22 protein-coding genes and 1 pseudogene are annotated in these 20,430 nt (G+C 37.3%); 3 read left to right on the top strand and 20 right to left on the bottom strand.

The annotated features are described in order from the left end of the window. Positions 1 to 33: 33 nt before the first annotated feature. From rpsI to DQM45_RS01650, 17 genes are all read right to left on the bottom strand, one after another. Positions 34 to 426: a 30S ribosomal protein S9 gene (gene rpsI, locus DQM45_RS01730; protein WP_003085621.1), complete on the bottom strand. Its 393-nt coding sequence runs from the start codon at positions 424 to 426 to the stop codon at positions 34 to 36. A 20-nt stretch (positions 427 to 446) separates the two neighbouring features. Then, positions 447 to 893: a 50S ribosomal protein L13 gene (rplM, locus tag DQM45_RS01725; protein ID WP_003083327.1), complete on the bottom strand. Its 447-nt coding sequence runs from the start codon at positions 891 to 893 to the stop codon at positions 447 to 449. 225 nt (positions 894 to 1,118) lie between these two features. Beyond that, the gene (locus tag DQM45_RS01720) at positions 1,119 to 1,979 is read right to left on the bottom strand and encodes a DegV family protein (protein ID WP_003084515.1); all 861 of its coding nucleotides are present in this window, start codon (positions 1,977 to 1,979) and stop codon (positions 1,119 to 1,121) included. Positions 1,980 to 2,166: 187 nt separating this feature from the next. After that, the gene (locus tag DQM45_RS01715; RefSeq protein WP_003082965.1) at positions 2,167 to 2,700 is read right to left on the bottom strand and encodes an NYN domain-containing protein; all 534 of its coding nucleotides are present in this window, start codon (positions 2,698 to 2,700) and stop codon (positions 2,167 to 2,169) included. 7 nt (positions 2,701 to 2,707) lie between these two features. Then, entirely contained in the window at positions 2,708 to 3,454 is a 747-nt protein-coding gene (rlmB, locus tag DQM45_RS01710) for a 23S rRNA (guanosine(2251)-2'-O)-methyltransferase RlmB (RefSeq protein WP_003084033.1), read from the bottom strand. A 108-nt stretch (positions 3,455 to 3,562) separates the two neighbouring features. After that, positions 3,563 to 3,988 carry a hypothetical protein gene (locus tag DQM45_RS01705; RefSeq protein ID WP_003086016.1) on the bottom strand — a complete coding sequence of 142 codons (426 nt, stop codon included), beginning with the start codon at positions 3,986 to 3,988 and terminating at the stop codon, positions 3,563 to 3,565. Positions 3,989 to 4,115: 127 nt separating this feature from the next. Continuing rightward, on the bottom strand, positions 4,116 to 4,526 hold the full coding sequence (locus DQM45_RS01700) for a Mini-ribonuclease 3 (RefSeq protein WP_003083758.1): 411 nt from the start codon (positions 4,524 to 4,526) through the stop codon (positions 4,116 to 4,118). Further along, positions 4,519 to 5,862 carry a cysteine--tRNA ligase gene (gene cysS / locus DQM45_RS01695; RefSeq protein ID WP_003084915.1) on the bottom strand — a complete coding sequence of 448 codons (1,344 nt, stop codon included), beginning with the start codon at positions 5,860 to 5,862 and terminating at the stop codon, positions 4,519 to 4,521. Before cysS ends, DQM45_RS01700 begins: the two co-directional genes overlap by 8 nt. A gap of 26 nt (positions 5,863 to 5,888) precedes the next feature. Further along, complete coding sequence (gene cysE, locus DQM45_RS01690) at positions 5,889 to 6,473, bottom strand: serine O-acetyltransferase (protein ID WP_003083502.1); 585 nt, start codon at positions 6,471 to 6,473, stop codon at positions 5,889 to 5,891. 11 nt (positions 6,474 to 6,484) lie between these two features. Beyond that, entirely contained in the window at positions 6,485 to 7,225 is a 741-nt protein-coding gene (locus DQM45_RS01685; protein ID WP_003085664.1) for an SseB family protein, read from the bottom strand. 12 nt (positions 7,226 to 7,237) lie between these two features. Beyond that, a complete protein-coding gene (pnp, locus tag DQM45_RS01680) occupies positions 7,238 to 9,433 on the bottom strand; it encodes a polyribonucleotide nucleotidyltransferase (RefSeq protein WP_039984974.1) in 2,196 nt (731 codons plus the stop codon). Between the two features lie 285 nt (positions 9,434 to 9,718). Next, positions 9,719 to 10,438 (bottom strand): transaldolase, encoded by a 720-nt coding sequence (locus DQM45_RS01675; RefSeq protein WP_003083847.1) that lies wholly within the window; start codon positions 10,436 to 10,438, stop codon positions 9,719 to 9,721. 11 nt (positions 10,439 to 10,449) lie between these two features. Beyond that, positions 10,450 to 11,829: a PTS ascorbate transporter subunit IIC gene (locus DQM45_RS01670; protein ID WP_003084902.1), complete on the bottom strand. Its 1,380-nt coding sequence runs from the start codon at positions 11,827 to 11,829 to the stop codon at positions 10,450 to 10,452. Between the two features lie 17 nt (positions 11,830 to 11,846). After that, positions 11,847 to 12,131, bottom strand: coding sequence for a PTS sugar transporter subunit IIB (locus tag DQM45_RS01665; protein WP_003082836.1), 285 nt, complete (start codon positions 12,129 to 12,131; stop codon positions 11,847 to 11,849). Between the two features lies 1 nt (position 12,132). After that, the gene (locus DQM45_RS01660) at positions 12,133 to 14,184 is read right to left on the bottom strand and encodes a BglG family transcription antiterminator (RefSeq protein WP_003083474.1); all 2,052 of its coding nucleotides are present in this window, start codon (positions 14,182 to 14,184) and stop codon (positions 12,133 to 12,135) included. Positions 14,185 to 14,664: 480 nt separating this feature from the next. Continuing rightward, positions 14,665 to 14,934 carry a 30S ribosomal protein S15 gene (rpsO, locus tag DQM45_RS01655; protein ID WP_003083869.1) on the bottom strand — a complete coding sequence of 90 codons (270 nt, stop codon included), beginning with the start codon at positions 14,932 to 14,934 and terminating at the stop codon, positions 14,665 to 14,667. Between the two features lie 101 nt (positions 14,935 to 15,035). Continuing rightward, complete coding sequence (locus DQM45_RS01650; protein ID WP_003085699.1) at positions 15,036 to 16,211, bottom strand: MFS transporter; 1,176 nt, start codon at positions 16,209 to 16,211, stop codon at positions 15,036 to 15,038. Between the two features lie 93 nt (positions 16,212 to 16,304). Between DQM45_RS01650 and DQM45_RS01645 the strand changes: the two are divergent. Then, positions 16,305 to 16,969 (top strand): annotated as a pseudogene (locus DQM45_RS01645) (cyclic nucleotide-binding domain-containing protein). A 257-nt stretch (positions 16,970 to 17,226) separates the two neighbouring features. Here the strand turns inward: DQM45_RS01645 and DQM45_RS01640 are convergent. Continuing rightward, positions 17,227 to 17,559, bottom strand: a complete 333-nt coding sequence (locus tag DQM45_RS01640) for a hypothetical protein (RefSeq protein ID WP_003082633.1) — start codon at positions 17,557 to 17,559, stop codon at positions 17,227 to 17,229. Between the two features lie 214 nt (positions 17,560 to 17,773). On the opposite strand from DQM45_RS01640, the gene DQM45_RS01635 reads away from it, so the two are divergent. After that, positions 17,774 to 18,403, top strand: a complete 630-nt coding sequence (locus DQM45_RS01635; protein ID WP_003083883.1) for a phosphatase PAP2 family protein — start codon at positions 17,774 to 17,776, stop codon at positions 18,401 to 18,403. 91 nt (positions 18,404 to 18,494) lie between these two features. Then, positions 18,495 to 19,109, top strand: a complete 615-nt coding sequence (gene def, locus DQM45_RS01630) for a peptide deformylase (protein WP_003083077.1) — start codon at positions 18,495 to 18,497, stop codon at positions 19,107 to 19,109. A gap of 55 nt (positions 19,110 to 19,164) precedes the next feature. Here def and DQM45_RS01625 read toward each other — a convergent pair whose 3' ends face one another. Together DQM45_RS01625 and DQM45_RS01620 are read right to left on the bottom strand one after the other, a co-directional pair. Beyond that, positions 19,165 to 19,716, bottom strand: coding sequence for an NADPH-dependent FMN reductase (locus tag DQM45_RS01625; protein WP_172601662.1), 552 nt, complete (start codon positions 19,714 to 19,716; stop codon positions 19,165 to 19,167). Positions 19,717 to 19,925: 209 nt separating this feature from the next. Beyond that, positions 19,926 to 20,351, bottom strand: coding sequence for a MarR family winged helix-turn-helix transcriptional regulator (locus DQM45_RS01620; protein ID WP_003085527.1), 426 nt, complete (start codon positions 20,349 to 20,351; stop codon positions 19,926 to 19,928). Positions 20,352 to 20,430 lie beyond the last annotated feature (79 nt).

The following is a 20,430-nucleotide window of genomic DNA, read 5'->3' as shown; positions in this document are numbered from 1 at the left end:
AAGTGTTTCCAAATATTGATATACCAGTGTATATTAACGTTTTGAGAATTGTGATGCTTTACGGGCTTTTTTAAGACCTGGTTTTTTACGTTCTACCATACGTGCGTCACGTGTAAGAAGTCCAGCGCGTTTTAATGAATCGCGGAAGTCTGGGTCTACTTGTAGCAATGCACGAGCGATACCATGACGGATAGCTCCTGATTGCCCACCATAACCACCACCATTTACGTTTACAAATACATCATATGAACCTTCAGTAGATGTTACTGCGAAAGGTTGGTTGATAACTAAACGTAAGTCAGCATGTGGGATGTATTCTTCAACATCTTTGTTGTTAACTGTGATTTTACCAGTTCCTGGAAGTAAACGAACGCGTGCAACAGCGTTTTTACGACGACCAGTTCCTGCATATTGTGCTTGTGCCATTATATAATGCTCCTTTCCTCTTAGATAAGTCCTGAGATGTCAAGTACTTCTGGTTGTTGTGCTGCGTGAGTGTGTTCACCGCCAACGAAGACTTTCAATTTCATACCTTGTGCACGTCCAAGAGTGTTATGTGGAAGCATGCCTTTTACAGATTTTTCAATCAAACGCACAGCATTTTTAGAACGAAGTTCACCTGCTGAGATTGATTTTAATCCACCTGGGTACATTGAGTGAGTGTAGTAAATTTTATCAGTTGCTTTTTTACCAGTTAATTTAACTTTTTCAGCATTGATAACAATTACAAAATCACCTGTATCAGTATGTGGGGTAAATGTTGGTTTGTTTTTTCCGCGAAGTATGCTAGCAACTACTGCAGAAAGACGTCCAAGAGGTACATCTGTTGCGTCAACAACGTACCATTTGCGTTCAACTTGGCCAGTTTTAGCCATGAAAGTTGTTTTGTTCATGATTTCTCCTATACGAATTCGTAATATTTGTTTACAAGTGTTGGTGGGTGTTCCGTCCCACGCAAAGGTATTTGGAAGGTTCCGGGGCCTTTCAAATGGGGTAAACAATACCGCTTACTATAATATCAAAAATACTTGCCACTAGCAAGTACTTTATCATTTTTATTTTTTTGATTTTATCTGACAAAAAGACTGTTATGCACTTCATTTTGACTTATTAATAACTTATCGAACTTCTTTACCAATTGCAAATGCTGCTAGCGTATTAGGGCCCACGTGAGCTGCAATAACAGGGCCTATTGGCATAATTAAGACATCGCTAATTTGAGGGTTCTCTAGCAAAGCATCCCGTAATTTCTGAGCAGATTCCAAATCATCAGAATAACCAATGATAACAGTTGAATGAGCAATATCTCCAACTACTTGATTCATGATTTCATTAATAGCCTTTTTACGCCCTCGGACTTTTGCAATGGGCACCAAGCTTCCTGCTCGATTAATCCAAAGAATTGGTTTAATACTTGCTAAGCTTCCTATAATAGCAGAGCTTTTTGACAAGCGGCCACCACGCATGAGGTGGTAAAGGTCATCCACTAAAAAGTAGGTCCGAAGGCGAGGTAGAATATCCTCAATCATAACCTTGGTTTCTTGTAGACTCCGCCCCTTATCTCTGGCTTCCGCTGCAAGAATTGACAGATACCCTTCCCCGCCAGCTGCCGCTAGTGTATCCACAATCTCGATTACCGCATCAGGATATTCTTCCAAGACCATCTCACGAGCTATAAGAGCACTTTGATAAGTTCCTGAAAGTACCGATGAAAAGGCAATATAGAGAAGGTCATCTTGGTTTTTAGCATGACGACGAAAAATTTCTTCAAAAGTACCGACGTTGATCTGACTCGTTGTTGGTTTGCTACCGGCTTTCATCATAGCTAACAGATCTTGGCTCGTCAAAGCCTCCGATCCTACAGTTGAATAAATCTTCCCTTCACATTCAATGCTTAGTCCCACAACCTCAACTTGATGCTCTTCAGCCCATTGAGGATCCAAATCAGCTGTTGAATCTGTTAATAAAAAAAATGACATGGCAGCTCCTTATTGATAATGTTTTTTATTCGATTGTCAAAGTATTATTTTGTTATTCTAGCAGAAACTAAGCTAAGACGCAAGCTTTTTAAGGTTTTATCCGTACTAGCACCTATTTTTTATCAACTATCAATCTCAAAAAGACTCTTCTTTGCAAAAGAGAGCCTTTCTGATATCCAGAGATATGCTATTTTTCGAAGCTTCCCGAATCTAAATCATCCATTAGGTCTTTGAGCTCTTGCATCTTCCCCTGTTCAAAAGGACGAAGCTTTGGCTTTTTCATTTCGATCGTTTTAGACATTTGATCCAAATCTGATTTGACGGTATTAACCCGTCTTTCCAGCTCTCGTGCTGGAACTCGTAGAGCTCCCTTTGAAAATATTGTCCACTGTTCATTAAGATCACTGGTGGCTACTTCAACGAGGTTAAGAACAGTATTGAGCTCTGCTGCTGTCCGCTCAATATAAGAATCGGCTGTTTCTTCTTCTTCAGTAAAAATGACAGAAATCATATACTGATCATAGCGTTGACGTACCCCTGGTACAAATTGTGCATCAAAAACGCAGATAATATCAATTTTTTCAAAATGCGCGTAGTTGTTGAGCTTATTTAAAAGAACTGTTCTGGCCTGATCTAACTGATTAGTTTTAAAGAGTTGACGCGTTTCTTCCCAAAAAGCAATCATGTTATAGCCGTCAACTAAGAGTATTTTTTTCTTCATAACTATCCTAGAGTTTATGGCGGAAAACTTCATACATCAGCACAGCCGCTGCGACACCTGCATTCAAGCTCTGCACATGACCATCCATGGGAATCGTAATCATTTCATCTACTTGTTTTTTGATATTAGTTGAAATGCCTTTTCCCTCACTACCTATGATAAGAACTAGCTTTCCTGATGTATTCCATTTCTGAACTGGCGTCCCATCCATATCGGTCCCAAAAATCCAAAAACCGGCTTCCTTCAGTTTGTCCAAGGTTTGGCTAAGATTAGTGACCCTAGCGATAGGAACATGTTCTACCGCACCTGTTGATGTTTTTGCAACGACTGGTGTTACTCCGACAGCACGGTGCTTGGGAATAACTACACCACACACTTTTGTAGCATCTGCTGTTCTCAAAATAGAACCAAAGTTATGTGGGTCTGTTAAGCCATCTAGAACTAATATTAATGGATTTTCTTCCTTCTCTGCTTTTGCAATAAGAGTTTCCAATTCACTGTAGGCAAAGGCAGAGACACGAAGTACAAACCCTTGGTGTACAGCTCCTTCTGTCATATCAGATAAGGTTTTTTTAGGAGCCCAAGAGATGGAAACTTTTTTGTCTCTTGCTAGATTCTTGATAGTATCTACATTTTTCCCTCGTAAATCTTCTTGAATGTAAAGTTTATTTCCAGTATTAGCATTTAGGCTCTCGGTTACTGCATGTACCCCGTAGACCATGTCATTAGTTTCAATCATATCATTTTCTTTCATAAGTCCTATTATATCACGAAAGCAGACAAAGAGAGACCTACCTGAATCTTTTTTCGCTCAATTTAAAACTCCTACCAGTTACTGGCAGGAGTATTGTCTGAAAAGAGCTTATTTTAGCTGATAGTGTATTAGGTCCGTCTGTGCACTTTGTCCATTGTAACTCGTTTTAATACTGTAATCACCAGCTTTATAGCCCGTCATATCAAACCAAGCTGTCATACTTTGCCAACCAGCCTGCATCTGGTAAGGAATAGTCGCTAAAACATTGTCTTGGCTATCCAATAACTGAACAATAGCTTCTCCTCCTTTTGCCAATTCTGGGCTAATTACTAATTTACAATCGATAATAGGTTGTCCTTCACGCAGTTGAGCATTAACCATTAGTCCACTAGTTTGTTCTGAAGCGGTTTCTGTTTTTACCGGTGCAATAAGTTCTTCCGCAGACACTTGTGGCACTGTTATAAATGTAGCGAGTCCCAAAATAAATGCGGCAAAACAGCAAATAACTTTTAAATCTCTCATTTTTTTCATCATTTGTCCTCCTGATTCTCCTACTACTGTCATTGTATATAAAAAAGGAACAATTTACAAGGAAAAACTCGATGATAATTTTTCGATGTGGTCACTTCCCTCTACACAGAGCACAAAAAAAAGAGAGGCATTAACTCTCTTTTTCCGTCGTCTTTTCGACCTCGTCAATGCACCAAGTAATCAGGGCTTCCAAACGTTCCTTTTGATCAGTCATATCCAAATATCCCATAAGAGCTTCAAACCCTGTTGACATGCGGTAAGTGACCACATCAGCATTTTTAGCCTTGGTATGACTATTAGTATTGCGACCACGTCGGTAAATGTCCTCTTCTTTTTCTGTTAATAGCTGAGCTTCTAACATTTTCTGAGCAAGACTCGCCTGTGCCTTTGCAGATACATAACGCGTTGCTAAGTGATGTAACTGATTAGGTTTGGTTTGACCTGTAAAAATCAAGTGCTTACGGATATAATAAGAATAAACTGCATCCCCTTCAAAGGCTAATGCAATACCGTTAATGAGATTGACATCAATATCAGTCACGTGTCCACCTCACACCATCTTTTGTATCCAAGAGTTTTATCCCTTGTGCAGCAAGTTGATCACGAATGCTATCAGCTTTAGCAAAATCACGTGCCGCACGCGCTGTTTGCCGTTGTGCAATCAAAGCTTCAACTTCGCTGTCTATAACTTCTTCTTGAAAAACAATACCAAAAACCTCTAACATTTCTCCAAAAGCAGTTTTAATGGTTTGATCATAATGGCCAGAATTAATCCATTTAGCAAAATCAAAGATTACCGTTATACCATTAGCAGCATTGAAATCATCGTCCATAGCCTCTTTGAAAGACTTTTTGAAATCAAACAAGCGATTAGTGTCAGACACTGTTTTAAGAGGAAGTAGATAAGTATTCTTTAAGTACTTAAGGTTGACTTCAGCATCACGAATGGCTTTCTCAGTAAAGTTAATGGGTTTTCGATATTGTTGTGTTGCTAAGAAAAAGCGGAGCACCTGACCATCTACTGATTCTAGCATATCATGCACGGTTACAAAATTGCCAAGCGACTTGGACATCTTTTCATTATCCACATTGACAAAACCATTGTGCATCCAATAATTGGCAAATCTTTGGCCTGTTTTAGCTTCTGACTGGGCAATTTCATTAGTATGGTGAGGAAACTCTAAATCTGCACCGCCACCGTGAATATCAATAGTATCACCAAGAATCTCAGTCGCCATAACAGAGCACTCAATATGCCAGCCTGGACGTCCTTTACTCCAAGGGCTGTCCCAGAAAATTTCCCCCGGCTTAGCCGATTTCCAAAGAGCAAAATCAAGCGGATCTTCCTTTAAAGTCGCTTCAGCATCAATCCGGCCACTAGCTCCTACTTCAAGGTCTGCTAGCGTTTTATTGGCAAGCCGAGCATAATTCTCCGATTTGGTAACACGGAAGTAAACATCTCCAGCTGATTCATAGGCAAAACCTTTTTGAATAAGCTCTTGCACAAAAGCAATAATTTCCCCCATATAATCCATAACCCTTGGATTTTGACTTGCAGGTTTGATACCTAATTGTTTCGTGTCAGCCATAAAAGCTTCAATAAATTTATCAGCTAAAGCTTTAGGGGATATTCCCGATTCAGCAGCGGCTTTAATAATTTTATCATCTACATCTGTAAAGTTGGAAATATAATTAACATTATAGCCACTATATTCAAAATAGCGACGAATAGTATCAAAGGCCACAGCAGATCGTGCATTCCCAATATGAATGTAATTATAAACAGTTGGTCCACAGACATACATACTGATTTGATTTTCCTTTAAGGGAACAAAATCACGTAAACTGCGGGTCATTGTATCATATATTTTGATCATGCATTCTTTCCTTTGCTTATTTCTTTTTATAATTTTGAAGAGTAATAAGATTCCTCACGTCGATGCTCAATTGACTGAATTTTAAGCACATCTTTTTGGCCATGAACACGAACCACCTTAGCCGGTACTCCAACCACTGTCACATCTTCTGGAACATCAGATAGAACTACAGCTGCAGCTCCTACTTTAGCACCCGCTCCGATTTCAATAGGGCCTATAACCTGAGCATGAGCAGAAATCAAGGCACCTTTACGGACAGTTGGATGGCGTTTACCCCAATCTTTGCCTGTACCACCTAGAGTAACGCCATGATAAAGCATAACACCTTCTTCAATCTCTGCTGTTTCACCTATGACTAAGCCAGCACCATGGTCAATAAAAACACCCGCCGCTATAGTAGCTCCTGGATGAATTTCAATATGAGTTAGAAAACGCCAAAACTGACTGTGCATTCGAGCCAATAATTTAAAGCCATGCCTCCATAAGAAATGTGAAACGCGGTGTGCCGCTAAAGCTTTTAATCCCGGATAAGTTAGGATAACTTCTAGTGAGCTACGTGCAGCTGGGTCTAACTCTTTCACAATATCAATACTTTTTTTCCACCAGCCCATTCTGCCTCCTCTTAAATATCAATATCAGTCCAGTCCATTAATATTTGCTGGTCATCAAAAGGATTAATGGCCACTCCGACACTTTCTTCAATTTCATTTTCGCCATTCCTTGGCTGATAAATATCTGCAATCTTCCATGTCAAAATAACGCCTTGAGCTTTTCTGAAAGCTCCGCCAAATTCCTCTTGATTATACCACTTCGCAAAACTTTCTAAATTTGTAAAAGCTGGAATATAAGATTTTCCTTCTGGTGTTGACATCGTTGGAAAAAAGCGATCATAAGTATTTTCACTCTTAACAGTCACAAAAGCTGGAACTAAATAGATTTTTTCCATAACATCAGCTTCTTGATTACTATCACTCATCACGGTATTCAAAATAGCCGTGTAATTATTAATGAATTGAATCATGTCACTGCTTTTAAAGATAGTGGAATTACCGAAATCACCTTTTTTCTTCAAATTGAAGACTAATCCCGCTACACCTGATTTTATAACTTCTTCTAAAACAGCGATAGCAGAGCGTTCAAGCCAATAGTGGCTCTGTGCACTTTTTTGCTCTTCTTTAAAAAGAGCCATATCTTCCTTATCAGTGAATACTGGCGTCACTTGGATACCCTCAATTTCAATAGCATAGGGTTCTTTAGCTGCCCAAACTGGAATAGTATGAAAAGCATTAACTAAACCCACACCATCTAAAAAGTTATCCGGGGCATTGATAAAAGCTCGCAAGCGTGCATCTATTTCATTCATATCCCATTAATCCTATTTTTCTATATTTGTTTCAGCTTGTTTTGATGAAACCGCAGGTTTCTTAGCTACCTTATCCTTAGCGATATCTGTTTCTTTTTTATCGGCTTTTGGGGGACGTGGAATCAAAGCTTTCATTGATGCATCAACGCGTCCTTTTTCATCTACCTTGATAACTTTAACATCAACTTCTTCGCCTATTTCAAGTACGTCCGAAACATTGGCTGTTCGTGTCCATGCAATTTCTGAAATATGAACTAAGGCATCTGTCTTGTCAAAGAGGTTAACAAAAGCACCAAATTTTTCAATACGAACTACTTTAGCATGGTAAACTTCACCAACTTTAGCTTCACGCACTAAACCAGCAATAATTTCTTTGGTTCTATTGATTGCTGCTTGGTCACTAGAGAAAATTTGAACCATTCCTTCATCGTCAATATCAATTTTAACACCAGTTTCTGCGATGATTTTATCAATGGTTTCCCCACCCTTACCGATAACCACTTTGATTTTGTCCACATCAATTTTAATGGTATCAATTTTTGGAGCTGTTGGTGCCAATTCGAGACGCGGTGTTGCAATAGTAGCTTCAATCACGTCTAAAATTTCAAAACGAGCTTTTTTAGCTTGAGCTAGCGCTTCTTCAAGAATTTGCGGGGTAATACCTTCAATCTTAATGTCCATTTGAAGTGCTGTAATACCTTCTCGTGTACCAGCAACTTTAAAGTCCATATCGCCAAAATGATCTTCAAGACCTTGAATATCTGTAAGCACCGTGTAGTTTGTTCCATCCGAGATAAGACCCATAGCGATACCAGCAACTGGAGCTTTAATAGGAACTCCCCCTGCCATTAAAGCCAAAGTGCCCGCACAAATGGATGCTTGAGAAGAAGAACCATTTGATTCTAAAACTTCAGCAACCAAACGAATAGCATATGGGAATTCTTCCAAACTTGGTAAAACTTGAGCTAAGGCACGTTCTCCTAAAGCACCATGACCTATTTCACGACGTCCAGCTGCTCCATAACGTCCTGTTTCCCCAACTGAATATTGTGGGAAATTATAATGATGCATAAAACGTTTTTTGTATTCTTCATCTAAACCATCAATAATTTGGGTTTCGCCCATAGGTGCCAAAGTTAAGACTGAAAGTGCTTGTGTTTGACCACGCGTGAAGAGTCCTGAACCATGAACTTTTGGTAAGAAGTCAATTTGAGCATCTAGTGGTCTAATCTCATCAATCTTACGACCATCGGGACGAATCTTATCTTCTGTAATTAAACGACGAACTTCGGCATGCTCCATTTGTTCTAAAATTTCTACTACATCACGCATAATTGTTGCTAGATTTTCATCTTCAGCAAAGCGTTCCATATATTCAGCTTTAACAGTTTCTTTAACTTCTTCCGTTGCAGCTTCACGGGCTTTTTTCTCTTCAACTTGCACAGCTGTTTGCAATTGAGCATTATATTTCGTCACAATTTCAGCCTGTAGGTCAGTATCAACTTGAAGCAATTCAACTTCTGTTTTCTCTTTACCAACCGCAGCAACAATTTCTTCTTGGAAAGTAATCAATTCCTGAATAGCTTGGTGGCCTTTTAAGAGAGCCTCCAACATAATGTCCTCTGACAATTCTTTTGCGCCAGATTCAACCATATTAATGGCTTCCTTGGAACCAGCTACTGTTAATTCTAATAGCGAAGCCTCCATTTGTGCTTTGTCAGGGTTGATGATAAATTGACCATCAATGTATCCCACTTGTACTCCTGCGATTGGCCCATTAAAGGGAATATCAGAGATTGATAAAGCAAGTGATGAGCCAAACATAGCTGCCATTGGAGCACTAGCATTCTCATCATATGAAAGAACTGTGTTAATTACTTGAATCTCGTTACGAAATCCTTCTGCGAACATAGGACGAATCGGACGGTCTATGAGACGAGCAGTTAATGTCGCGTCAGTAGACGGGCGCCCTTCACGCTTCATAAAGCCACCTGGAAATTTTCCTGCCGCATACATCTTTTCTTCGTAATTAACTTGAAGTGGGAAGAAATCACCTGTCGCCATTTTCTTAGACATAACTGCTGCCGTTAGGACTGTTGATTCACCATAGCGTACGACCGTTGCACCATTTGCTTGTTTCGCCACTTGGCCAACTTCAACCACGAGTGGTTTGCCTGCAAAAGTCCTTGTAAATGTTTGTTTAACCATAAAATGTCTACCAGAATTCTTACTAAATGCCATTCATTGATTGTTCTGACAAGCAAGAATTCTTCCTTTCAAAATATCTTTTGGATACGTTCCTGATTTTGCTACAAAGAGCAACCTGACAAATCTAACTTGTCAATCTCCTCTTTGTATCAAACGGTCGTATCTACACAATTTTACCACAAATTCTTGAAAATAGCACTGTTTCTCCGCCTTTACCACTTATAAAAAACCAAAAAAGAAGCTCAATTTCTGAGCTTCTTGGGACAGCTAAGCAATGATTCAAGGCTAGTCCTCTAAAATTTTAAATCCTAAACTTGTACTATCTTTCAGGAACATTTGTACCGTTTCAAGTGAATATTGATTTAAATCTTTGCCTGCAAGTGGTAATTTAGCAATCAAATCACTGGTACAAGTAATAATATCAACTCCAAGTGCATCTGCTTGATAAATATTAAAAGTTTCACGAGGACTGGCCCAAAGCAGCTCTACACCTTCTTTCTCACGACAAATTGTCAAAGCTTCTTTCATAATTGGTACGGGATCAAGACCTGTATCAGCAATGCGGCCAGCAAAGACAGAAACAATTGCGGGAACCCCCGGTGTCAAATGATCAATAACTAAACGTGTTTGCTCAATAGTAAAAATAGCCGTCACATTTAACTTAATCCCTTTCTCAGAAAGTTCCTTTATTAACTCAGCTGTTGACTCCCCTTTTGAAGTTGTTACCGGAATTTTAACGTAAACATTGTCACCAAGTTCAGCAATCCTTTCTGCTTCCTTACGCATTGTCACAATATCATCCCCAAAAACTTCAAATGATACGGGGTATTCTGTGATTTTGCCTAAAACCTCTTTAGCAAATCCAATATAAGAAGTAATACCAGCTTTTTTCATTAAACTTGGGTTGGTTGTAAAACCTGTGACTAGGCCAGAGTTTAAATCTGTTATCATGTTTTCTAGCACAGCACCGTCTGAGAAGACCTTAACCTTTAATTGTTTTTCCATGAAAACCTCCCTTAGTTTTCTTCAGTAATATTATTAATAGCTTGATTTGATTTCGACATAAAACTTGGAATAATCAACACTAAGGCCATTACTGCAAGCACTATATAAATTCCAACTTGACCTATTGAAGTACCGAGTCGTCCAAGAAGAATACCGAGAACACCAAAATCAAAATCACCAAATGTTGTATTTGAGAATCCTAATTTTCCTAATACTGGTAACAGCATAGCAGGTAAGAAAGCTAGGAATAAACCATTGACAAAAGCTCCAACAATAGCTCCTCGACGCCCACCAGTTGAGTTTCCATAGATACCCGCAGTTGCACCGCAGAAGAAGTGTGGAACCATCCCTGGAATGATGAGCACACCGCCGGCTGCACCTAAAATAAGCATACCAATAAGCCCGCCGATAAAACTAGAGGCAAAACCTAAGATAACAGCTGTTGGTGCATAAGGGAAGAAAACGGCGCAGTCTACAGCTGGAATAGCATTTGGAATCAATTTATCAGCGATACCTTGGAAGGCTGGAATTAAGTCTGCTAAAATCATTCGAACACCAGCATATACAATGGCAACACCTACTGCGAAGGTCAATCCACTCTTAATAGCAAAAATGAAGGGATTTTGGCCAGTAGCTAATTTATTAGCGACAGCCGGATCTCTCAGAACAGACGCCACTGTTGCAATTAGATAGAAAATAACCATTATTAAACCAGTAGAGATAGTTGTATTTCGTAAGAAGCTCCATTTTTCAGAAATTTCAAGATCTTCGGTATCTTGGCTACCCTTTCCAACTTTGCTGCCTACCCAAGCAGATAAGTAATAGCCTAAACTACCAAAATGTCCCATAGCTATTTCATCACCATCAGTAACTTTGAGGGTGTATTTTTGGCCAATAGCTGGTGAAATGGCAGACCAAGCTCCAAGTAAAAAACCACCTAAAAGAATGAGTACAGCTCCCTTGAAACCTACTGCTCCCAGTACTGCCGATAATAGACAAGCCATAAAGAAACTATGATGTCCTGTCAGGAAAATATATTTGAAACGTGTGAAGCGCGCAAAGGCCAAGTTCAATAAGAGTCCGACTACCAAGATAGACATGGTTTCTACTCCGAGAATTTTTTGAGCCACTGATGTGACCGCCTCATTATTTGGAACAACACCTGTAATGTTAAAACCATGTTCAATCAATTGGGACAGGGGATCCAAATTTGACACAATAACTCCAGCACCTGCTGCTAACATCAAATAACCAAGAATAGGCCCCATAGTCCCAGTCAAAACCTTATGCCATGGAGTTTTCAAGGCTAGTAAACCAACACAGGCAATGAGCCCCATTAAAAAAGCAGGTTCTTTTAAAATGTCTCTAAAAAATGATAATATCGCTTCCATTAAATTCTCTCTCTTTCTTAATCTTGGCCAGACATTTCTTTTAGAACTGGTACCAAATCTTCTTCAATTTTTTTCCGATTTGTATAACTTTTAACGATACAGAGTTTTGTTCCTTCAGGGAAAATATCTTTAAACTCTTTTACCGTTACAAAGAGATCTGCACCTTTACCAACAGCAGCATTAGAGTCGCATGATTCAGCATCAACAGCAATTCCTAAATCTTTGGCAATAGCTTCCACTTTCATACGAAGCAATAGACTTGAGCCGATTCCATTTCCACATACTGTTACAATTTTCAACATCTTATAAATCTCCTTCTTCAATAATATTTGCCATAATGTTTATGATTTCATTTTTATCTTTGGCTGCAATAATAGCCTCAATGTTCTGATCATCGTCGAGAATCAAGGACAATTCTTGCAAGGCTTTTAGGTGGGAGCTAGAATCAATCGCAGCTAAGGCAAAAATGAGTTGTACATCCTTTTCTTTATCTCCTTCTTCCTCAATGTCAAAACTAACTGGCTTTTCTAATTTCAGAAGAGAAATCCCTAATGCATTAGCGCCTTTATCAGGAGAAGCATGCGGGACAGCGACTTTAGGAGCTAACACAATATAGGATCCTAATTCATTAACCGAAGCAATCATCCCATCAATATATCTTTCTTCAATAATGTTTTCTTTTAACAATGGCTGAGCTGCTAAGCGAATGGCTTCTTGCCAGTTAGCTACTTCTTGACATTGTTGAATAAATTCTTTTTTTAATAAGTCCAATAATCCTTTTCCTCCTAATTCTTTTTTGAGATGGTTACCAATAATATATTGTGATAGATCACGCGTCAAACCTTCTTTATCTGTAATTGTGGTATGTTTACTAATAATATCTAACAGTTCATTAACTGTAACTGGATTTGAAATGGGAAGATTAAAGTCCTCACAAACGGTCTTTTTCAATAACATCTTTTCAACAGCACCCATTAATGGTTGTGTGATATAAACAGGTTTTTCGCTTTGAAAATCTACCGTTGAAAAAACCAGATCATAAGTAGAAGCATCAAGAAAAGCTAAATCTCCCAATTGATGAATTTCAATAAATTGAATCTGTGGAAATAAGCCTTTTAATTCAGATTGTAAGATCAAAGACGAACTCACACCATTGGGACAAACCGACAAAGCTACCAATTGGGTTTTTTCTGACTTATCCGGCCGTTCTAACTTACTTCCAAAATGAATAGTAAAATAAGCAACCTCATCATCACTAATTGCTTTTTTCAGTCTTCGTGCCAGAGGGAGAAGACTTCGTTTAACCAAATAAAATAGTGATGCATAATCTTCTTTAATCTGGTCTTTCAGTGGATTTACCATTTCCACATCATAGCGTATGCGATAATAGGCAGGCAGAAGATGACTATATAAATTTTTACGTAAATCTAGGCTATCCTTTAATGTTAAACCTGTATTAACCAAGACTGAATTGATAATTTCTTCCATAATGAGATACACTTCTTCTTGATAAAAGTGGTTCAGATCCCCTTGAATACATCCAATGAGTCGCGTTATGATAAAATCATTTTCCCTTTCTAAGTGGGGATAATAGCAGTAGAATTCCTCTAATAAACTAGTGAAGGGATAAAAATCTTCCAATTCATTATAAATTTTCTGGGACCTTCTAGAAGGCGAGAAGGGTTTGGCATTTAAAAATGTTAACAAATAGGTTAGTTCACGGCTTTTTTCCGAAATAAATGATAAGCGATATTGACTTGCTAAAGCATGAAGGATATCTGCGATGTTCTGACTCGCATCATCAAATGTCAACTCTTTCAAAACATAGGTTAAAAGCCATTTCCCAGACGCAAAAGCTAATGTCTGATTAAGCGCTCTTTCTAACAAACGCCTTAGCGCCAAGGTCTCCCCAGCTAAAAAATAACCGTTTTGCCGCGTATAGAGCAGCTCAACACTAAAGGGAAGGAGTTTTGTACGAACTTCCTTTAAATCACTTAAAACTGAATTCCTACTGATATGAAGAAAACTCTCTAAATGACTGATTGAAACATAATCAGAAGACAACAGGATATAAAGTATAATAAGATCTGGTCGCTCATCTTGAAAATAATAATCCTCTAAGCGGGGCAGGGAAGCTTGCAAAAGTTCATCTTCACTTGTTGTCAAAGGACTCAACTTACCCTCTTTAAAAGTGATCGGGGGAAAATTATTAAGGACGAGACTATCATTAATTTTGTCTATATCAGTAAGAATATTTCTTTTCTGCATTCCTAAAAGAGATTCAAAATCCTCTAGACTACGATTGGGATATTTCAAAAAGATTTGAAATTTTCTGACGAGCTCATGAGATAACATGTCATCTCCTCCTAATTCGAATTATATTTTAAAACGCTTCCATGTTCAAGTATAATTGAGTCCAATTATCTCTCGCCACTTTTGACTGCAATTGGACTCATCTCTATATAACTTAGCAAAGGGTATAATAGGCCTAAAAAATGACCAATTCTCTCCACCGAGATTAAAATAAAAGCAAATGCCATCTTCTATTATCTTAGCAAAGGGGTATTAAAATTATAATAATAAAAAATGAGTCTCTCTAAAAAACCTTTGACTGACCAACTTCCCTCTTAAAGTGTCAAGGAGAATAAGAAACGAGGGTACTTTACTATTAAATATACCAGCTTAATTTTGAATCTTATCAAAGCTACACTAGAAACAAAATAAATTAAAAAGTTAGCAAGAATATAAAAAAACATCCCATTTCTGAGATGTTTTTTCACAAGTAAAATCATCTTTAGACCAACTAAGGCCATCTGGAGAGATTTTAAACTTGAATTAACGACGTAAACCAAGAGATTGGATAAGCTCGCGGTAACGGTTAACGTCTGTACGACGTAAATAAGCTAATAAGTTACGACGGTGCCCAATTTTTTTCATCAAACCACGGTATGTAGCATGGTCTTTTTTGTGTTCTTTGATGTGTCCGTTAAGGTGGTTGATTTCCCAAGTAAGAACTGCTACTTGAACTTCAACTGAACCAGTATCGCCTTCATGACGTGCATATTGAGCGATGATTTCATTTTTTTTCTCTTTTGAGATTGCCATAATATTTTCTCCTTTTTTTGCTTAATCCGAGTCTTAGGATTGGCACTCCTAAAACCAAGAAAAAGTTGGTTTCGTCTTTCGACTTCTCTATTCTAACAGATTCAGTTTTTTAGGTCAAGGTTGCTTACTTTTCTTTTACCTTTTAAAAGTAACAAAAAACCTAATGTCAAACTCAGCAAAGCATACACTAAATAAGGAAAAACAAGTGAGCTGGATAAGTAAGAAAACATTTGTAATACTATGGCTGCACCACCACCACCTATATTACAGCCCAATAATACTAAGGTAGTCGCATTTGTGAGCTGATGTGAGGGCATCTTCTCTGAAATATGATGAAAAACATAGGTCACACCGACACTATAAACAAAACCTGTCAACAAAGCTCCAAGGGCAACTAAAAATATACTATTAGCTACCCACAGAATCAACGTTCCAACACCTAATGTGATGGCTACAATTGCCATCAAAGACTCCTTGAATCGAGCAAGTAGACCACTGAAACTAAGACCTGAAAAGATACCCATGAGCATCATCAAACTAAGTATTAAACTAGCTAAGCCAGCTGAGCCCAGGTTATTTTGGGCAATAACAAGTGGTATCCGTAGGGTTATAGAAGTATTAACAACAATAACAAAGCCAGCATAGATAGCCAGCCCTATAATCATCAATAATTGTTTAGAACTTAAACTTTGATTATCTGTATGTTTTTCTACCTTGCTAACCTCTGGAATTTTAGGGACAAAAAAGAGGTATAAACCTAAGCTAATAAGGGCAAAAAAGTAAATAGCAAAAGCCTTATACCAGCCAAAACTGATTAAAAAACCAGAAAAAAAGGTGAATAGAGCTGCCCCTAAAACTTCTACCGAGCTTCTAAAACCCAATAGTTTAATTTTCTCTTTACCTGTATAACGTTCACTAATAATATTAATAGCCTTAGCATTGATTAAGCCTATCCCAAGACCAAGCAACAGACGTGAGATAAAAACAATAGCATACGATTGTGTCAGCATAGGACTGCCTCCACCTAAAGCAATCAGCAAAAGTCCTAAAATAACTGTCTGTCTTTCATTTAACACTTTCCTCAAAAGTGGATTAGCTAACAAGACAGCCAAAATCGAAAAAGAAGAAAGCGAAAATAGGATACTTACATTTGATTCTGTATAGCCTTGCCTTTCATAGAATGAGAGCATTTGGGGCAAGGCTGGCGCAACAGAAAATGGCGAGATCATCATTAAAGAGAGACTTAATAAACTCATTTTTTCTAAAAAAGATTTCAAATAGGAAAACCGTCCTTTTTCTTGTTAATTTATCTTATCTTCAGTATAATCAATAGCAAGAAATAAAAATAGGACCTAGGTCATAAATCCAAAATGAAGACGATTACAAACGAAAAATTATTAAAAGAACTACTTAAAAAATATCACTTAGAAGAGTTTTTTCCCAAGGTTTTTTGGCCTGAACTACAGTTAGTCCTTTTTCATAAAAATGAAATGATTTGTCAACAAGATCAGACTTTGACTTTCATTGGCTATGCTTTGGCTGGCAACATTAAGATTGTCAGACGTCTATCTAATGGTAAAGAGCATATCCTAGAAACCCATGCTAGACCTTGTTTAATAGGTGATATAGAATTATTGACCAACCAAAATGCTGTTACTTCTGTCATCGCTCTTGAAGAAACCTACCTGATTCAACTAAAGCATATTAACAAAAAAAGTTATTAGCCAATCCTGAATTCTTATATCAAATCAGTCAGGAACTAGCTAAAAACTTTTACAAGCAAAATATTAAAAGTACTCAAAACCTAAGCTATACCGTAAAGGAAAGGCTTGCCAAACATATTTTAGAAAACGAGGAAAATGGTTACTTCCAGCTTGACTTGACCCTATTAGCTGATTCTTTTGGCACTAGCTATCGTCACTTACATCGTGTCATTGCTCAACTTTTAGAGGCCAAAATTATAGAAAAAGTTTCCTTTAAATACTATCATATCCTTTTCAAAGAAACCTTAGAGGATCTAGCAGATTTGGATTAAACATTTGGAATAGATCTTAGACCTTTTCACTAATCAACTGGAAATATATTATTGATAACGCAAAAAAAGAGCCTATAATGAGGCTCTTTTACTTTGTCTTATTATCCTCTCTCTCAGTCAAGGATGATATTGTTTGGAGATAGTTTATTATAGCTAATCTGCTTTCTAGAAACAATACCTTTTTGTAAAAAACAAAGATTAGTCTGATTGTTTCATTAACTTGTTTGTTAAAAAGCAGACAAGTATCTCAGTGGGTCCTAAGCTACTCCTAATACACCTGAAAGTTGCTCAGATTGGATAATGACTTGATCTTTTCTTAAATTAAATTCGGCCATAATCAGTTCCTTCAAAGCGTGATCATTAATTCTAGATTGCACAGAATAGGTCATCTGATTCTTTGAAACACTAACAATACTAATTTTTTTCATAACTTTAGAACTTTCTTCCAAATCAATTCCCTTACTTGTACCAACAAATCTAATAAGATAGTTATAGCCAAGTGTCTTTGTAACCCACAGCTTGGCATCAATAGCAGAGTAAAGAACATAGGCCAAACAAGACCAGAATAATATTATTAAAATAGTTTTCATCCGATTCACACTTTCTATAGAAAGATACTCAATCTTGATAGGGTCTCAAAATAACAAGCACATTATAACCTTCTTTGAAAGCCTTGTCAACAACTGAAGAATTGCACTTATCCCTAATAATCTCTCTTTACATACTTATTAGCACTCGTATTAATATGTTTTTGAATTATTTAAGTTTTCTAGCGTATGCTTAACCTTATTAAAGGAGACTTGTATGTTCAAGAAACGCTCATTTTTTGCTACTATCCTATTTTTGATAATTTTTTTACTACTAACTATTGGAGTTATGACCAATGCTTCAATTATTCATTATTTAGATAATGCCCTCTTTAATCTTGTAGCATTAACATATCGGCCCTGGCTAACAACAGTCATGATCTACATTACTAGCATCGGTAGTCCACTAATTGTTACCATTCTTGCTATGGTTCTTTTTATTTTAAATCGGCATAAAGGTAAAAAAACACTTATTCTCTTCTGTTTTTACTTTGTCACAACTGGCTTAGCACTCTTATTAAAATTTATTATCCACCGACAACGGCCAAGCTTTCAACTCTTTTCTGATACAGGCCTGAGCTTTCCTAGTGGCCATAGTATTTGCATGATTCTTCTACTTTTAGTTCTATTTAGTTTTCTAACTCAACGCAAAGATATCTTCTCAACTTTGGTCAAATATATAGCCACTATCTGGACTCTCTTGCTGTTATTTTCTCGCATCTATCTCAGAGATCACTATCCAACCGACATCTTCGCCTCACTAAGCTTAGCCATGACCTCCTATTTTTCACTTAAAACTTTTACTTTAAGAAATAATCCCAACGAAATAGATAGCAATCAAAAATAAACTTTCCTTTCGCAGAAGAAGTCATCAGCTCAGCTTTATAAATAACTCATTTTGTGATATAGTTATTCCATGAATAAATAAAGGAGTAATAATGTCTGCACAAGATAAAATAATAAAAGCTAGCCACATGATTACCATGAACGATATCATCCGTGAAGGAAACCCAACCCTAAGACAAAAGGCTCAAGAGGTTTCTCTTCCCTTAAGTGATAAAGATATCATTCTAGGCGAAAAAATGATGCAATTTTTAAAACATTCTCAAGATCCTGTGATGGCTGAAAAATTAGATTTACGTGGTGGCGTTGGCTTAGCCGCACCACAGTTAGATATTTCAAAACGTATCATCGCTGTTCTAGTTCCTAACATGGAAGATAGCGAAGGGAACCCTCCAAAAGAAGCCTACAGTCTTCAAGAAGTTATGTATAATCCTAAGGTTGTGGCACATTCAGTTCAAGACGCTGCTCTAGCAGAAGGTGAGGGTTGCCTATCCGTTGATCGTCCAATTGAGGGCTATGTTGTTCGTCATTCCCGTGTTACTGTTGATTACTATAACAAAGATGGTGAAAAACAACGTATCAAATTGAAAGGTTATAATGCTATCGTTGTTCAACATGAAATTGATCATATCAATGGTATCATGTTCTATGACCGTATCAATCAGGCTGATCCTTTCGCTATCAATGAAGGCATGTTAATTATTAAATAAAAAAGAAATCACAGCTTTATACTGTGATTTCTTTTTTATTTAATAATTTTACAGGTTAATCGTTAGAGACTGCTGCTAATAAAGCTTCTGCTTGACTTGCGAGGCTAGCTTTTGTTTCCTCTGAAATCTCAAGGACACCAGTTCCCCAAGCTTCTGGATTTACAGTTGTTTTAGTGAATTCACCTGCTACTGTTGTACGAATAAAAGGAATCAAATCATTGTAGATAGCAAATAATTGATCATGTCCACCGTTAGCTACTGATGAGACGGTAATAACTTTACCACCAATTGCTGATGGGCCAGTTGGATCTGACAAGTCAAGTGCACGTGATGCCCAATCTAGTAAATTTTTCACTGAGCCTGGAATTGAGAAATTATAAACTGGAGAGAAAATCCAAATAGCATCTGCTGCTTGAATAGCTTCACGAACTTTAACCACTGCTTCTGGCGCATTAGCTTCAAGATCTTGACTAAAAACGGGAACTTGAGCCCAATCCAAATAAGAAACATTAGCTTTTCCAGCTAAAGTTTTTTCTGCTTCAAGAGCTAACTGATGATTAAATGAACCTTTGCGTAGTGAGCCGTCGATAAATAGAATATTTTTCATTTCCTTTTCTCCTTTGAATATACTTTTAAGTTTAGCAATAACAGACATATCGTCTCCTTGTTTTCACTAAATAGTGATTTATTAATACTATATAGTAATTATATTATTACTAATTAGTAAAGTCAAGAAACTTAACTCAAAAATTTAAAAAAAAGAAATCACTGCTTTTCAATGATTTCTCTAGAACGACTTGCATTCAATAATAGTTACTATGCATTTTTAAATTTTTTCAGAAGCTTAATTAATTCTTTTTGCTCTGCCTCTGTCAAAACAGAAAAAATATCTTCAACTTTACCAATATGCTCTGGTAGTGCTTTTTCAATTACTGCTTTGCCATCATCCGTTAAACTAACAATGAAAGACCGTTTATCATGAGGACACATGATTCGTTGAACCCAGCCTTTTTTTTCCATATTATTAATAACAACAGTCATATTACCGGAAGTTGCTAACATACTGTTGATTAGTTCCCCAATTTTCAAGTCACCTTTAGCATACAAAACATCAAGAACAGCAAATTGAGTTGGGGTCAATTCATGATCTTTATAGCTTTCAGATACCTTAGCATCAATCGTTCGAAAAGCCTTACGCATAACTACCATTGATTTAACTGCTGAATTTTTAAATGTTCCCATTTTGCCTCCTTTCCTTATTAGTTTTATTTTATAACTAGTTAGTAATAAAAGCAATCAAGTCGTTTTAGATTGTCCAACT

It is taken from the genome of Streptococcus porcinus (genome assembly GCF_900475415.1).
GTDB lineage: Bacteria > Bacillota > Bacilli > Lactobacillales > Streptococcaceae > Streptococcus > Streptococcus porcinus.
This window is presented reverse-complemented; position numbering and strand designations above follow the sequence as displayed.